The sequence below is a fragment of the Streptomyces sp. CA-251247 genome (assembly GCF_050952975.1).
Lineage (GTDB): Bacteria > Actinomycetota > Actinomycetes > Streptomycetales > Streptomycetaceae > Streptomyces > Streptomyces achmelvichensis.
Window position 1 is genome coordinate 1765882 of sequence record NZ_CP191861.1, and the last position, 15401, is coordinate 1781282.

Here is a 15401-nt window from a genome sequence, read left to right on the forward strand (position 1 = left end):
ACTCCCTGTGCCGAACCGCTCCGTACCCGCCCAGCCGTACGATTCCGCGACATCCGCGCCCAGCGGCGGCCTCAGCCGACGCGGACTGCTCACCGCCACCGGCGCCCTCGGCCTCGGTGCCCTGCTCGCCGGCTGCGGAGGCAGCGAGAAGAAGCCCGCCGCAGGCGGAACCGCGGACGGCGGGCCCTGGAGCTTCAAGGACGACCGCGGAAAGGTCGTCAGGACCGACAAAACGCCGAAGAACCTTGTCGCCTTTGTCAGCACCGCGGCCGCGCTCCACGACTACGGCATCGAGTGCACCGGCGTCTTCGGACCCAGCAAGCCGGTGAACGGCAAGCCCAACCCGCAGGCCGGCAACCTCGATGCCGCGAAGCTGACCAGTCTCGGCGAGGCCTGGGGCGAGTTCAACGTCGAGAAGTACGCGGCGCTCCGGCCCGACCTGCTGATCAGCAACATGTTCCCGCCGCCCGCCCTGTGGTTCGTGCCGGAGGAGAGCAGCAAGAAGATCGAGGCCCTGGCGCCGACCGTCGGTATCGCCGGGGCCCACCGCTCCCTGCGCGAACCGCTCGAGCGGGTCACCGACCTCGCCGCGGCGCTCGGCGCCGACCTGAAGACCCAGCAGGTCACCGACGCCCGGGCGCGCTTCGACAAGGCCGAGGCGACCCTGCGGAAGGCCGCGGAGGCCAAGCGCGGCCTCAAGGTCCTCGCCATGACAGGTGACGCCGAGCAGATGTACGTCGCCGTGCCCGACTCCTACTGCGACCTCAACTACTTCAGGGATCTCGGCATCGAGTTCGTCGAGGGCAAGAAGAGTGACGAGTGGGGCTTCTGGGAGTTCCTCAGCTGGGAGAACGCCGGCAGGTACCACGCCGACCTCATCATGATCGACAACCGCTCCAGCGCCCTGCCCGCCAAGGAGCTCGCCAAGAAGCCCACCTGGGCCCGGCTTCCCGCCGTCAGGGCGGGCCAGACCGTGCCCTGGGCCATGGAAGAGCGCTACAGCTACCTCGGCTACGCGCCGGTCCTGGAGCAACTCGCCGCCGCCATCACCTCGTCGAAGAAGCTCAGCAGCTGAGCGCACTCCCCCGCCCACGCTCGGCGGGGGACCGAACCGCGATGGCTCTACAGACCCAGCCGGGACAGCGCCTTGCCCGCGTCGAGCGTGCAGGTGCCGTCCCCGGCCCGCGTCCACGCCGCCGCGCACAGGGCCCGCAACCCGTCCAGCGGCTCACCCTCGCCGTCGAGCGCCAGCTCCTCGTCCCGAACGGACGCGGTGAAGCCGCCGCAGGTGAACCCCTCCCCGTCCGCGGAGACTTCGGGCTGCCCCGTCAGCATCCCGCGCAGGTCGGCGTCCACATACGTCGGCCGGTGCTGCGGCGGCGCGGCCAGCAACTGCGCACCGTCGGTCACCCCGGTCAGCACGAGCAGCGAGTCCACACCGCCGTTGTGGGCACCCTCGATGTCCGTGTCCAGCCGGTCACCCACCACCAGGGGCTTGGTCGCGCCCGTCCGCAGGATCGTCTCCTTGTGCATCGGCGGCAGGGGCTTGCCCGCCACCTGAGGCTCGGCACCCGTCGCAATCCGGACGACCTCGACCGCCGCGCCATTGCCGGGCGCGATCCCGCGTCCACTCGGAATCGTCAGGTCGGTGTTGGACGCGAACCACGGCACACCCCGCGCAATGGCGTAGCAGGCCTCAGCGAACCGGCCCCAGGCCAGGTCGGGGCCGCCGTAGCCCTGTACGACCGCCGCCGGGTCGTCCTCCGCCGACTCCACCGGCTCCAGACCGCGCTCGCGCAGCGCCACGCGCAGCCCCTCACCACCGACGACCAGCACCCGCGACCCGGCCGGCACCTGCTCGGAGATCAGCCGGGCGACGGCCTGGGCGGAGTTGATGACATCGTCGGCCGCCGTCGGCACACCCAGCTCGGTGATGTGCTCGGCCACCGCCTCCGGCGGGCGCAGCGCGTTGTTCGTCACATACGCCAGATGCATGCCCCCGTCCCGCGCGGTCAGCAACGATTCCACGGCGTGCCCGATGGCCGCGCCCCCCGCGTACACGACACCGTCCAGATCCAGCAGAGCGGTGTCGTACGCCTCGCTCAGCGCCGTCACACTGCCGCTCGGCCGGGTCCTGCTGGGCTGGCTCATTCGCTTCCGCTCCTTCGTCCGTGTCACTCCCCCGATCATCGCGCATCGGGCAACGCACATACGATGCTCGAATGAACAGCGAAGGTCCCGCGGCCAACGACGGTCTGTGCCTGATCCCCTTCCGTGGACTGCGATACGTCCCCGAGCGGGTCGGCAGTCTGGCCGCCGTGACCTCGCCGCCCTACGACGTGGTCGTCAGGCCCGACGGACTGCACCATCTCGAGTCCGCGGACCCGTACAACATCGTCCGGCTCATCCTGCCGCAGGCGGACAGCGCGGGCGCCCGCCACCGGCTGGCCGCCCAGACCCTGTCCCGCTGGCTGGACGAGGGCGTCCTGGCCCCGGACCCCGAGCCCGCGCTCTATGTGTACGAGCAGCGCCAGGGCGACATCCTCCAGCGCGGCATCATCGGCGCGCTCGCCCTGTCCGAGCCGTCCGAAGGGGTCGTCCTGCCCCACGAGGACGTCATGCCGGACATCGTGGCGGACCGTACGGACCTGATGCGCACCACGGACGCCAACCTGGAGCCCCTGCTCCTCACCTATCGGAGCATGGGCGACGCGACGGGCGCGACGGCCGTCATCGAACGGACCGTCCTGGGTTCCCCCCTGCTGTCGACGACCACGGAGGACGGCTTCAGCCACCGCCTGTGGTCCGTCACGGACCCCGGCGACCTCGAGGAGATCCGGAGCGACCTGGGCGACCGCCAGGCCCTGATCGCCGACGGCCACCACCGCTGGGCGACCTATCTGCAACTGAACTCCGAGCACCACGCTCCCAGCCCGTGGAGCTACGGCCTCGTCCTGCTGGTGGACACGGCCCGCTATCCCCTGCGCGTACGCGCCATCCACCGGCTGCTGCACCGGCTCCCGGTCCACAAGGCTCTGGCGTCCCTGAACGGCGCCTTCCGGGTGCGGCGCCTGGAGGTCCCGCTCGCCGAGGCGACGGAGGCCCTGGCCGAGGCGGCGGCCGAGAGCAACGCCTTCCTCCTCGCCGGCGACGGTTCGTTCCATCTCGTCGACCGCCCCGATCCCGAGCTGCTGTCCCGCACGGTCCGCGCGGACCGCCCCGAGGCATGGCGCACCCTGGACGCGACGGTCCTGCACTCCACGCTGCTGGACCACCTCTGGAGCATCCCGGACGCGCCGGAGCACATCGCGTACATCCACGACACGGCTGCGGCCGTCGTACAGGCCGAACGCCACGACAGCACCGCCGTGTTGATGCATCCGGTACGCGAGGAGGTCGTACGGGACCTGGCCCGCGAGGGCGTCACGATGCCCCGCAAGTCCACGTCGTTCGGTCCGAAGCCGGCCACGGGCCTGGTGCTGCGGAGTCTGACACTGGAGTGACGCGCGTATACGGCGTGACGTCACACGAAGACGACAGCAAAAAGGGCGGCACCCACGGGGGGTGCCGCCCTTTTGCCATCGCTGACGACTACGAGGACTTGTCACCCTCGGCGTCGGTGTCGGTGTCGGTGTCGACATCGACATCGACATCGACATCGGCGGCCTCATCGGCCTGCGCGTCGACGACATCGTCGCTCAGGTCGTCCTGCTCGTCGGCGTCGTCGGCCTCGTCGGCCTCGTCGGCGTCGTCGGCCTCGTCGTCCCGCACGTCGGTCGCGCCGCTCAGGTCGCTGTGATCGCCGTCCTGCGCGTCGTGCTCGTCATGCGCGTCGACGAACTCCACGCCGTCCAGCTCGGCGAGCCGGTCGGAGGCGTCGGTGGCGCCGTCCTTGTCCGCCTCCAGCGCCTTGGCGAACCACTCACGCGCCTCGCCCTCACGCCCGGCCGCCAGCAGCGCGTCCGCGTAGGCGTAACGAAGCCGCGCGGTCCAGGGCTGTACGGAGTTGGAGGCGAGCTCAGGGCTCTGCAGCGTCACGATGGCGGCATCGATCTGCCCCATGTCCCGCCGCGCCCCGGCCGCGACCAGCCGCATCTCGACCTGTCCGGCCTTGTCGAGCTTCTGCACCTCGGGCTCGCCGGCCATGGCCATGGCCCGCTCGGGCCGGCCCAGGCCGCGCTCGCAGTCCGCCATGACGGGCCACAGCTCGACACTGCCGGTCATCCGCCGGGCGGCACGGAACTCGGCAAGCGCCTCCGAGTACTTCTGCGTCGCGTACGCGGCGAAGCCGGCGGCCTCACGCACGGCGGCGACACGGGAGGCGAGCCGCAGGGCGATCTTGGAGTAGGCGTACGCCTGCTCGGGGTCCTCGTCGATCAGGTTGGCGACCATGACGAGGTTCCTCGCCACGTCCTCGGCCAGGCCCTTCGGCAGGCTCTGGAGCTCCTGACGCACGTCCTTGTCGATCTCGTCGCCCGTGACGTCGTCGGGAATCGGGAGCCGCTTGATCGGCTCGCGGTCGCCACGGTCCCGGTCACGGTCGTCGCGACGGCCGTAGCCACCGCGGTCGTCACGGGAGCCGCGGTACCCGCCCCGGTCGTCACGGCGGTCGTCACGCCGGTCGTCACGCTGCCCGCGGTATCCACCACGGTCGCGGTCGTCACGACGCGGGGGGCCGCTGGGTCGGTCGTCACGGCGTCCGTAGCCACCGCCACCGCCGCCATGGCTGGGACGGGCTCCACGGTCGTCGTCACGACGAGGGCCGCTCGGCCGGTCGTCACGACGTCCGTAGCCACCACCGCTGGGACGGTCGTCACGACGGCCACCACGGTCGTCGTCACGGCGGAACCCACCGCGGTCACCGGAACTGGGACGGCCACCGCGGTCGTCGTCACGACGCCCGTAGCCACCACCGCCGGGACGAGACGACCCACGGTCGTCGTCACGACGGGGACCGCTCGGGCGGTCGTCACGACGTCCGTAGCCACCACCGCTGGGACGGTCGTCACGTCGGTCGTCGCGACGGAACCCACCGCCACCACCACCGCTGCTCGGGCGACCACCGCGGTCGTCATCACGACGCCCGTAGCCACCACCGCCGGCCGGTCGGGACCCACGGTCGTCACGCTGCCCGCGGAAGCCACCACGGTCGTCGTCGCGACGCGGCCCGCTCGGGCGGTCGTCACGTCGGTCATCACGTCGGTCGTCGCGACGGAACCCACCGCCACCACCACCGCTGCTCGGGCGCCCGCCACGGTCGTCACGGCGGGGACCGTAGCCGCCACCGGTCGGTCGGGACCCACGGTCGTCACGCTGCCCGCGGTACCCACCACGGTCGTCGTCGCGACGCGGCCCACTGGGTCGGTCGTCACGTCGGTCGTCACGTCGGTCGTCGCGACGGAACCCACCGCCACCACCACCGGAGCTGGGACGACCACCACGGTCGTCGTCACGACGCCCATAACCGCCGCCGCTGCCACCGCCGGAACGGTCGTCACGTCGGTCATCGCGACGGAAGCCGCCACCGCTGCTGCTGGGACGAGAGCCGTAGCCGCCACCGGAACGGTCGTCGCGACGGAAGCCGCCACCGCCACCGGAGCTCGGACGACCACCGCGGTCGTCATCACGGCGCGGCCCACTCGGCCTGTCGTCACGACGCCCGTAGCCACCACCGCTGGGGCGGCCACCACGGTCGTCGTCACGGCGGAAGCCGCCGCCACCACCGGAGTTGGGACGGCCGCCGCGGTCGTCATCACGGCGAGGTCCGCGGTTTCCACCGCGGTCATCGTCACGTCGCGGCCCACGGTCCCGGTCGTCACGGCCGCCGCGGAAGCCGCCGCGGTCACCACCGTCCCTACGACGCGGCTCGCGCTCCGGACGATCGTCTGGAGAGTTGGTGGACATCGGCGTGACTCCTGTCTTCGGGTACTGCAGTCATTCTCGCGCAGCCGGCCATCGGACGCGCTTCGAAAAAATAGGCAAAACAAAAAGGACCCGTGGTCCAGCGTGAACGCTGGACCACGGGTCCTTAAAAGATTGTTCGGCGGCGTCCTACTCTCCCACAGGGTCCCCCCTGCAGTACCATCGGCGCTGAAAGGCTTAGCTTCCGGGTTCGGAATGGAACCGGGCGTTTCCCTAACGCTATGACCACCGAAACCCTATCGGGTTCTAGCGAACAAGCACACTCTTCAATTAAGTAGTGAAACTTGGTTCAACCGGTGCGACTGTTCGCAACCCGGGAACCACACAGTGGACGCGAGCAACTGAGGACAAGCCCTCGGCCTATTAGTACCGGTCAACTCCACCCATTACTGGGCTTCCATATCCGGCCTATCAACCCAGTCGTCTACTGGGAGCCTTACCCTCTCAAGGAGGTGGGAATACTCATCTCGAAGCAGGCTTCCCGCTTAGATGCTTTCAGCGGTTATCCCTCCCGAACGTAGCCAACCAGCCATGCCCTTGGCAGGACAACTGGCACACCAGAGGTTCGTCCGTCCCGGTCCTCTCGTACTAGGGACAGCCCTTCTCAATATTCCTACGCGCACAGCGGATAGGGACCGAACTGTCTCACGACGTTCTAAACCCAGCTCGCGTACCGCTTTAATGGGCGAACAGCCCAACCCTTGGGACCGACTCCAGCCCCAGGATGCGACGAGCCGACATCGAGGTGCCAAACCATCCCGTCGATATGGACTCTTGGGGAAGATCAGCCTGTTATCCCCGGGGTACCTTTTATCCGTTGAGCGACGGCGCTTCCACAAGCCACCGCCGGATCACTAGTCCCGACTTTCGTCCCTGCTCGACCCGTCGGTCTCACAGTCAAGCTCCCTTGTGCACTTACACTCAACACCTGATTGCCAACCAGGCTGAGGGAACCTTTGGGCGCCTCCGTTACTTTTTGGGAGGCAACCGCCCCAGTTAAACTACCCATCAGACACTGTCCCTGATCCGGATCACGGACCCAGGTTAGACATCCAGCACGACCAGAGTGGTATTTCAACGATGACTCCACAACCACTGGCGTGGCCGCTTCACAGTCTCCCACCTATCCTACACAAGCCGAACCGAACACCAATATCAAACTGTAGTAAAGGTCCCGGGGTCTTTCCGTCCTGCTGCGCGAAACGAGCATCTTTACTCGTAGTGCAATTTCACCGGGCCTATGGTTGAGACAGTCGAGAAGTCGTTACGCCATTCGTGCAGGTCGGAACTTACCCGACAAGGAATTTCGCTACCTTAGGATGGTTATAGTTACCACCGCCGTTTACTGGCGCTTAAGTTCTCAGCTTCGCACGCCCGAAAGCGTACTAACCGGTCCCCTTAACGTTCCAGCACCGGGCAGGCGTCAGTCCGTATACATCGCCTTACGGCTTCGCACGGACCTGTGTTTTTAGTAAACAGTCGCTTCTCGCTGGTCTCTGCGGCCACCCCCAGCTCGAGGAGCAAGTCCTCTCACCAGTGATGGCCCCCCTTCTCCCGAAGTTACGGGGGCATTTTGCCGAGTTCCTTAACCATAGTTCACCCGAACGCCTCGGTATTCTCTACCTGACCACCTGAGTCGGTTTAGGGTACGGGCCGCCATGAAACTCGCTAGAGGCTTTTCTCGACAGCATAGGATCATCCACTTCACCACAATCGGCTCGGCATCAGGTCTCAGCCTTAATGTGTGACGGATTTGCCTATCACACGGCCTACACCCTTACCCCGGGACAACCACCGCCCGGGCTGGACTACCTTCCTGCGTCACCCCATCGCTTACCTACTACCACCTTGGATCGCCGGCTCCACCACTTTCCATTCCCCGAAGGGTCCGGAACGGCTTCACGGGCTTAGCATTAATGGGCTCGATATTGGGCGTTTCAAAGCGGGTACCGGAATATCAACCGGTTGTCCATCGACTACGCCTGTCGGCCTCGCCTTAGGTCCCGACTTACCCTGGGCAGATCAGCTTGACCCAGGAACCCTTAGTCAATCGGCGCACACGTTTCTCACGTGTGTATCGCTACTCATGCCTGCATTCTCACTCGTGAACCGTCCACCACTGCCTTCCGGCGCGGCTTCACCCGGCACACGACGCTCCCCTACCCATCCCAGCAGGCGTTGGCCCTATATGCTGGAATGACACGACTTCGGCGGTACGCTTGAGCCCCGCTACATTGTCGGCGCGGAATCACTTGACCAGTGAGCTATTACGCACTCTTTCAAGGGTGGCTGCTTCTAAGCCAACCTCCTGGTTGTCTCTGCGACTCCACATCCTTTCCCACTTAGCGTACGCTTAGGGGCCTTAGTCGATGCTCTGGGCTGTTTCCCTCTCGACCATGGAGCTTATCCCCCACAGTCTCACTGCCGTGCTCTCACTTACCGGCATTCGGAGTTTGGCTAAGGTCAGTAACCCGGTAGGGCCCATCGCCTATCCAGTGCTCTACCTCCGGCAAGAAACACACGACGCTGCACCTAAATGCATTTCGGGGAGAACCAGCTATCACGGAGTTTGATTGGCCTTTCACCCCTAACCACAGGTCATCCCCCAGGTTTTCAACCCTGGTGGGTTCGGTCCTCCACGACCTCTTACAGCCGCTTCAACCTGCCCATGGCTAGATCACTCCGCTTCGGGTCTTGAGCGCGCTACTATGTCGCCCTATTCGGACTCGCTTTCGCTACGGCTTCCCCACACGGGTTAACCTCGCAACACACCGCAAACTCGCAGGCTCATTCTTCAAAAGGCACGCAGTCACGACTGATGGGTAAACCCATCAGCGACGCTCCCACGGCTTGTAGGCACACGGTTTCAGGTACTATTTCACTCCGCTCCCGCGGTACTTTTCACCATTCCCTCACGGTACTATCCGCTATCGGTCACCAGGGAATATTTAGGCTTAACGGGTGGTCCCGCCAGATTCACACGGGATTTCTCGGGCCCCGTGCTACTTGGGTGTCTCTTAAACGAGCCGCATGAATTTCAGCTACGGGGGTCTTACCCTCTACGCCGGACCTTTCGCATGTCCTTCGCCTATCCATACGGTTTCTGACTCGTCTCACCGCCGGCAGACGATGATAAAGAGATCCCACAACCCCGCATGCGCAACCCCTGCCGGGTATCACACGCATACGGTTTGGCCTCATCCGGTTTCGCTCGCCACTACTCCCGGAATCACGGTTGTTTTCTCTTCCTGAGGGTACTGAGATGTTTCACTTCCCCTCGTTCCCTCCACACTGCCTATGTGTTCAGCAGCGGGTGACAGCCCATGACGACTGCCGGGTTTCCCCATTCGGAAACCCCCGGATCAAAGCCTGGTTGACGACTCCCCGGGGACTATCGTGGCCTCCCACGTCCTTCATCGGTTCCTGGTGCCAAGGCATCCACCGTGCGCCCTTAAAAACTTGGCCACAGATGCTCGCGTCCACTGTGCAGTTCTCAAGCAACGACCAGCCACCCACCACCCCGCTGAAGACAGCGAGTTCACTGGGGCCGGCATCGCGAAGGACGAGCTCACGCTCGCACCCTCAGACACCCAACAGCGCGCCCGGCACAATCAACCCTCCGCCGCGTTCCACACTCCGAAGAGCAGTACTAACAACCGGATGACCGATCGTGCCGAATAGTCAACGTTCCACCCATGAGCAACCAGCACCGGACATTCGCCGATGTACTGGCCTCTGACCAGATCCGAAGATCCGGTAAGAAGTGCTCCTTAGAAAGGAGGTGATCCAGCCGCACCTTCCGGTACGGCTACCTTGTTACGACTTCGTCCCAATCGCCAGTCCCACCTTCGACAGCTCCCTCCCACAAGGGGTTGGGCCACCGGCTTCGGGTGTTACCGACTTTCGTGACGTGACGGGCGGTGTGTACAAGGCCCGGGAACGTATTCACCGCAGCAATGCTGATCTGCGATTACTAGCAACTCCGACTTCATGGGGTCGAGTTGCAGACCCCAATCCGAACTGAGACCGGCTTTTTGAGATTCGCTCCGCCTCGCGGCATCGCAGCTCATTGTACCGGCCATTGTAGCACGTGTGCAGCCCAAGACATAAGGGGCATGATGACTTGACGTCGTCCCCACCTTCCTCCGAGTTGACCCCGGCAGTCTCCTGTGAGTCCCCATCACCCCGAAGGGCATGCTGGCAACACAGAACAAGGGTTGCGCTCGTTGCGGGACTTAACCCAACATCTCACGACACGAGCTGACGACAGCCATGCACCACCTGTCACCCGACCACAAGGGGGGCACCATCTCTGATGCTTTCCGGGCGATGTCAAGCCTTGGTAAGGTTCTTCGCGTTGCGTCGAATTAAGCCACATGCTCCGCTGCTTGTGCGGGCCCCCGTCAATTCCTTTGAGTTTTAGCCTTGCGGCCGTACTCCCCAGGCGGGGAACTTAATGCGTTAGCTGCGGCACCGACGACGTGGAATGTCGCCAACACCTAGTTCCCAACGTTTACGGCGTGGACTACCAGGGTATCTAATCCTGTTCGCTCCCCACGCTTTCGCTCCTCAGCGTCAGTAATGGCCCAGAGATCCGCCTTCGCCACCGGTGTTCCTCCTGATATCTGCGCATTTCACCGCTACACCAGGAATTCCGATCTCCCCTACCACACTCTAGCTAGCCCGTATCGAATGCAGACCCGGGGTTAAGCCCCGGGCTTTCACATCCGACGTGACAAGCCGCCTACGAGCTCTTTACGCCCAATAATTCCGGACAACGCTTGCGCCCTACGTATTACCGCGGCTGCTGGCACGTAGTTAGCCGGCGCTTCTTCTGCAGGTACCGTCACTTTCGCTTCTTCCCTGCTGAAAGAGGTTTACAACCCGAAGGCCGTCATCCCTCACGCGGCGTCGCTGCATCAGGCTTTCGCCCATTGTGCAATATTCCCCACTGCTGCCTCCCGTAGGAGTCTGGGCCGTGTCTCAGTCCCAGTGTGGCCGGTCGCCCTCTCAGGCCGGCTACCCGTCGTCGCCTTGGTAGGCCATCACCCCACCAACAAGCTGATAGGCCGCGGGCTCATCCTTCACCGCCGGAGCTTTCAACCCCTCCCCATGCAGGAAGGAGTGTTATCCGGTATTAGACCCCGTTTCCAGGGCTTGTCCCAGAGTGAAGGGCAGATTGCCCACGTGTTACTCACCCGTTCGCCACTAATCCACCCCGAAGGGCTTCATCGTTCGACTTGCATGTGTTAAGCACGCCGCCAGCGTTCGTCCTGAGCCAGGATCAAACTCTCCATGAATGTTTTCCCGTAATCGGGATGAACACCACAAGAGCGGAACAGTCGATCGGAATAAGACCGACTGTTCACAGCGTCCTCGCTGTGTCATTGCCTACCGATCCACAAGGGGCCGGCAGGACTTTCAAAGGAACCTCGCCATCCGAAGATGGACGGGGTATCAACATATCTGGCGTTGACTTTTGGCACGCTGTTGAGTTCTCAAGGAACGGACGCTTCCTTTGTTCCCGTTTCCGGGCCCTCCGGGCGCTTCCCTTCGTTTCCAACTTTACCAGACTCTTTTCCGTTCCGTTTCCGGTGTGGAATTCGATCCAGTGGCCGTTGGAAGGCCTTTGCCTTTCGGCGCATTCACTACGTTAGCCGATTCCCTTGGCTCCTCATAATCGAGTCACCGGGGCAGAATTTCGGCATGCCGAAATCGAACCCGTTCTGGGCTGGTCGTCTGTAGTGGGTGGCCGCTTCAGGTTGCTGAACAGCAGGGCCTGTCTCAAGCGGCTCGGGCTACGTTAGGCGTCTCGGGAGGCCGAGTCAAGTTGCCCTGCGGCGCGGCGTGTGTGCCCGGTAAGGGCTCACCGTGGGGTCGCCCTCGATCCAGAAACGCCACGGGTGGTGGGCTCCGTCCCCGCCGACGCCCGTGCGCGGACCGTTGCGGACCTGGTCAGGGGCAGGGGCGATGCCGGGGAGCAGGGTCAGGGGCGAGTGGCCGTCGGCGCAGAAGTCCGCACCGTTGAGGGTGCGGTCGACGTCGAGTGCCGTAGCCAGACGGGCCGGGCCCTTGGCCAGTTCTCTGTCATGACGGGCCGAGATTCGACGTTTGCGGGCGTGCTCCGCGCCTACCAGTACCTCACCGGCTCGCAGCAGGACACCGCCGGCGCGGCCGACCGGGCCGCACACCACGTTGAGGCAGTGCCACATGCCGTAGGTGAAGTAGACGTACGCGTGACCGGGCGGTCCGAACATGACGTCGTTGCGGGCGGTGCGTCCGCGGAAGGCGTGGGAACCGGGGTCGAGCTCCCCCGCATACGCCTCCACTTCGGTGATGCGCAGTTCCATGGAGCCGTCGTCGTGGTGGCGTGCGAGGGTGCAGCCGAGGAGTTCGGGTGCGACCTCCAGTACAGGGCGGTCGAAGAACTCCCGCGACAACGGCGTACGGTCGGGGCTCTCGATCATGGCGTCCGAGGGTACCCGGGGAACCGGCTACGGTCGTGGGCGCGTATGTAGGGGTCAGGACCTAGAAGGAGTGGACATGGGCTTCAAGAAGCTGCTCGCGAGCATGGGCGCCGGCGGCGCGTCCGTCGAGACAGTGCTCACCGAGGAGAACGTCGTACCGGGCGGGGTCGTCCAGGGCGAGGTGCGTATCCAGGGCGGTTCGGTGGACCAGCAGATCGAGGGGCTGTCCGTCGGACTCCAGGCACGCGTCGAGGTCGAGGGCGGTGACCAGGAGGTCAAGCAGGACATCGAGTTCACCAAGCAGCGTCTCGGTGGCGCCTTCGAGGTGAAGGCCGGCGCGGTGCATGTGGTGCCGTTCGGGCTGGAGATTCCGTGGGAGACGCCGGTGACGAGCGTCGCCGGTCAGCAGCTGCGCGGGATGAACATCGGTGTGACCACGGAGCTGGAGATCGCGCGCGCCGTGGACTCGGGTGACCTGGACCCGATCAATGTGCACCCGCTGCCGGCGCAGCAGGCGATCATGGACGCGTTCATCCAGCTCGGCTTCCGCTTCAAGAGCGCGGACATGGAGCGCGGGCACATCCGGGGCACGCGTCAGCGCCTGCCGTTCTACCAGGAGATCGAGTTCTTCCCGCCGCAGCAGTACCGCGGGCTGAACCAGGTCGAGCTCACCTTCGTCGCCGACGACCGCGAGATGGACGTCATCCTGGAGATGGACAAGAAGCCGGGCCTGTTCAGCGAGAGCAGCGACTCGTACAAGGCGTTCAAGGTGGGGCACCACGACTTCCAGTCGACGGACTGGAGTGCATACCTCAACCAGTGGCTGGCCGATGTCGGTGGTCGGCGCAACTGGCTCTAGGGAGTGTCCGCGAGGTGTCGCGGACACGACCCAGGTCTGCCGTCCGGGCTGATCCGGACGACTGGCTCTAGGGTCGGATCGGCAGAGCTTCAAACAGGACAGCCGCATCGGAGGTTCAGACGTGACCGAGCTCAAGAGGGCACCCCTTCCGCACGACTTTCATCCCGAGGTGCCGTCGTTCACGCTGGTGAGCGACGACATCGAGCCGGGGTCGGTGCTGAAGGATGCCCAGGTCCACGCGGCGGGCAACACCTCGCCGCATCTGCGGTGGGAGGGCTTCCCGGCGGAGACCAAGAGCTTCGCCGTGACGTGCTTCGATCCGGATGCGCCCACGGGCAGTGGTTTCTGGCACTGGGTGGTCTTCGACATTCCGGCGTCGGTCACGGAACTGCCGGCGGGTGCGGGCAGCGGGAAGTTCGAGGGGCTGCCCGACGGCGCCGTTCAGGTCCGCAACGACTACGGGTCGCGGGACTTCGGTGGCGCGGCTCCGCCGGCAGGTGAGAGCCATCGCTATGTGTTCACCGTGTACGCCGTGGACAGCGAGAAGCTCGGTCCGGACGCGGATGTCTCGCCCGCGGTCGTGGGATTCAATCTGCGGTTCCACACGATTGCCCGTGCACAGCTGATCGGTGAGTACGAGGCTCCCGCGGAGCACTGACCGTTCGCTTGTTGTTTGCCCTGCCCTGGTCTTGGAGAGATCAGGGCAGGGCATCTTTTATTGCGTTGTCCATCTCGGCGCGCCCGGCCAGAGTTGATCCAAGCCCAGAGCCCGCCGAACAGGGCCGGGCCGGTGAACGGGAGGTGGGCGGGATGCGGGACACGCTGGTACTGAATGCGAGCTTCGAGCCGCTGTCGACGGTGACTCTCAACCGTGCGGTCGTGCTGGTGCTCCAGGACAAGGCCGTCGTCGAGCAGGCCCACCCCGGACTCCGTGTGCGCGCGGCCGCGGTCGATCTCCCCGTGCCCCGGGTGATCAGGCTCTGCAGATACGTACGGGTGCCCTTCCGAAGACAGGCACCGTGGTCGAGACGGGGTGTGCTGATACGGGACCAGCACCGGTGCGCGTACTGCGGAAGGCGGGCGACGACCGTGGACCACGTGGTGCCGAGGTCCCACGGTGGTGCGGACAGCTGGCTGAACACGGTGGCCTCGTGCTCCGAGGACAACCACCGCAAGGCGGACCGTACGCCGGAGCAGGCGGGGATGCCGCTGCTGCACCAGCCGTTCGTTCCGTCGCCGGCCGACGCGATGCTGCTCGGCATGAGAGCCGGTGAGCGCGCCGAGCTGCCGCAGTGGCTGGCGGCTCAGCCTGCCGCGTAGGCAGCCGAGGATGTGGGAGCCCGTCCCGGGACGACCGGGGCGGGCTCCGGTGTGTCAGCGCAGCACCAGCTGGACGATGGCGGCGCTGCCGACGACGACGATGAGGGCGCGGACGGCGGCCGGGGGCAGCCTGCGGCCGATCCCGGCGCCGAGCTGGCCGCCGATGGCGGAGCCGACGGCGATCAGCAGGACGGCCTGCCAGTCGAAGTGGGCGACGAAGAGGAAGAAGATCGCCGCGACGCTGTTGACGACGGCGGCGAGGACGTTCTTGACGGCGTTGAGGCGCTGGAGGCTGTCGTCGAGCAGCATGCCCATCAGGGAGAGGTAGATGATCCCCTGGGCGGCGGTGAAGTAGCCGCCGTAGACGCTGGCGAGCAGCAGTCCGGTGAGCAGGAGCGGGCCGCCGTCGGGGCGGGCGCGGGTGCCGTGGCGCTCGCGGTGGCGCTGGACGGCCTTGGCGATCCAGGGCTGGAGGACGACCAGGACGAGGGCGATCCCCACGAGGACCGGCACGATCGTCTCGAACGCCGTGGACGGCAGCGTCAGCAGGAGTACGGCTCCGCTCACGCCGCCGATCGCGGCCACGACGCTCAGCCGCAGGACGCGCTTGCGCTGGCCGGTGAGTTCGGCGCGGTAGCCGATGGCCCCGCTGACGGAGCCGGGGATCAGGCCGAGGGCGTTGGAGACGGTCGCGGTGACCGGCGGCAGGCCGGTGGCGAGGAGCACCGGGAAGGTGATCAGCGTGCCCGAGCCCACGATGGTGTTGATGGTGCCGGCGCCGATGCCCGCGGCGAAGACGGCGAGCATCTCCCAGATGGTCACGCTGTGCCCTT

At 65.6% G+C, this 15401-nt stretch carries 10 protein-coding genes and 3 rRNA genes; 5 read left to right on the top strand and 8 right to left on the bottom strand.

Going from position 1 to position 15401, the window contains the following annotated elements:
- The first annotated feature begins 85 nt into the window (after positions 1–85).
- Positions 86–1075 carry an ABC transporter substrate-binding protein gene (locus ACQPWZ_RS07795; protein WP_433573782.1) on the top strand — a complete coding sequence of 330 codons (990 nt, stop codon included), beginning with the start codon at positions 86–88 and terminating at the stop codon, positions 1073–1075.
- 47 nt (positions 1076–1122) lie between these two features.
- On the opposite strand, the gene ACQPWZ_RS07800 is transcribed toward ACQPWZ_RS07795, so the two are convergent.
- Positions 1123–2151 (bottom strand): HAD-IIA family hydrolase, encoded by a 1029-nt coding sequence (locus ACQPWZ_RS07800; protein WP_340472346.1) that lies wholly within the window; start codon positions 2149–2151, stop codon positions 1123–1125.
- Between the two features lie 71 nt (positions 2152–2222).
- Between ACQPWZ_RS07800 and ACQPWZ_RS07805 the strand changes: the two genes are divergently transcribed.
- A complete protein-coding gene (locus ACQPWZ_RS07805) occupies positions 2223–3503 on the top strand; it encodes a DUF1015 domain-containing protein (RefSeq protein ID WP_340472347.1) in 1281 nt (426 codons plus the stop codon).
- 88 nt (positions 3504–3591) lie between these two features.
- On the opposite strand, the gene ACQPWZ_RS07810 is transcribed toward ACQPWZ_RS07805, so the two are convergent.
- The 6 genes from ACQPWZ_RS07810 to ACQPWZ_RS07835 form a co-directional block, all read right to left on the bottom strand.
- Positions 3592–4455 carry a hypothetical protein gene (locus ACQPWZ_RS07810; protein WP_433570961.1) on the bottom strand — a complete coding sequence of 288 codons (864 nt, stop codon included), beginning with the start codon at positions 4453–4455 and terminating at the stop codon, positions 3592–3594.
- Positions 4377–5849 carry a hypothetical protein gene (locus ACQPWZ_RS07815; RefSeq protein ID WP_433570962.1) on the bottom strand — a complete coding sequence of 491 codons (1473 nt, stop codon included), beginning with the start codon at positions 5847–5849 and terminating at the stop codon, positions 4377–4379. Before ACQPWZ_RS07815 ends, ACQPWZ_RS07810 begins: the two co-directional genes overlap by 79 nt.
- Positions 5850–6038: 189 nt before the next feature.
- A 5S ribosomal RNA gene (gene rrf / locus ACQPWZ_RS07820) occupies positions 6039–6155 on the bottom strand.
- A 110-nt stretch (positions 6156–6265) separates the two neighbouring features.
- Positions 6266–9387: ribosomal RNA gene (locus tag ACQPWZ_RS07825) — 23S ribosomal RNA — on the bottom strand.
- 309 nt (positions 9388–9696) lie between these two features.
- A 16S ribosomal RNA gene (locus tag ACQPWZ_RS07830) occupies positions 9697–11222 on the bottom strand.
- The 16S, 23S and 5S rRNA genes sit together here, the layout of an rRNA operon.
- 525 nt (positions 11223–11747) lie before the next feature.
- The gene (locus ACQPWZ_RS07835) at positions 11748–12389 is read right to left on the bottom strand and encodes a DNA-3-methyladenine glycosylase (RefSeq protein ID WP_433570963.1); all 642 of its coding nucleotides are present in this window, start codon (positions 12387–12389) and stop codon (positions 11748–11750) included.
- A gap of 76 nt (positions 12390–12465) precedes the next feature.
- On the opposite strand from ACQPWZ_RS07835, the gene ACQPWZ_RS07840 reads away from it, so the two are divergent.
- The 3 genes from ACQPWZ_RS07840 to ACQPWZ_RS07850 all read left to right on the top strand — a co-directional run bounded on the left by ACQPWZ_RS07840 (position 12466) and on the right by ACQPWZ_RS07850 (position 14568).
- Positions 12466–13248 carry a sporulation protein gene (locus tag ACQPWZ_RS07840; RefSeq protein WP_340472352.1) on the top strand — a complete coding sequence of 261 codons (783 nt, stop codon included), beginning with the start codon at positions 12466–12468 and terminating at the stop codon, positions 13246–13248.
- A 121-nt stretch (positions 13249–13369) separates the two neighbouring features.
- Entirely contained in the window at positions 13370–13906 is a 537-nt protein-coding gene (locus tag ACQPWZ_RS07845; protein WP_340472353.1) for a YbhB/YbcL family Raf kinase inhibitor-like protein, read from the top strand.
- Positions 13907–14058: 152 nt separating this feature from the next.
- Positions 14059–14568 carry an HNH endonuclease gene (locus ACQPWZ_RS07850; protein WP_313947162.1) on the top strand — a complete coding sequence of 170 codons (510 nt, stop codon included), beginning with the start codon at positions 14059–14061 and terminating at the stop codon, positions 14566–14568.
- A gap of 54 nt (positions 14569–14622) precedes the next feature.
- Here ACQPWZ_RS07850 and ACQPWZ_RS07855 read toward each other — a convergent pair whose 3' ends face one another.
- Positions 14623–15390: a sulfite exporter TauE/SafE family protein gene (locus ACQPWZ_RS07855; RefSeq protein WP_356699589.1), complete on the bottom strand. Its 768-nt coding sequence runs from the start codon at positions 15388–15390 to the stop codon at positions 14623–14625.
- Positions 15391–15401 lie beyond the last annotated feature (11 nt).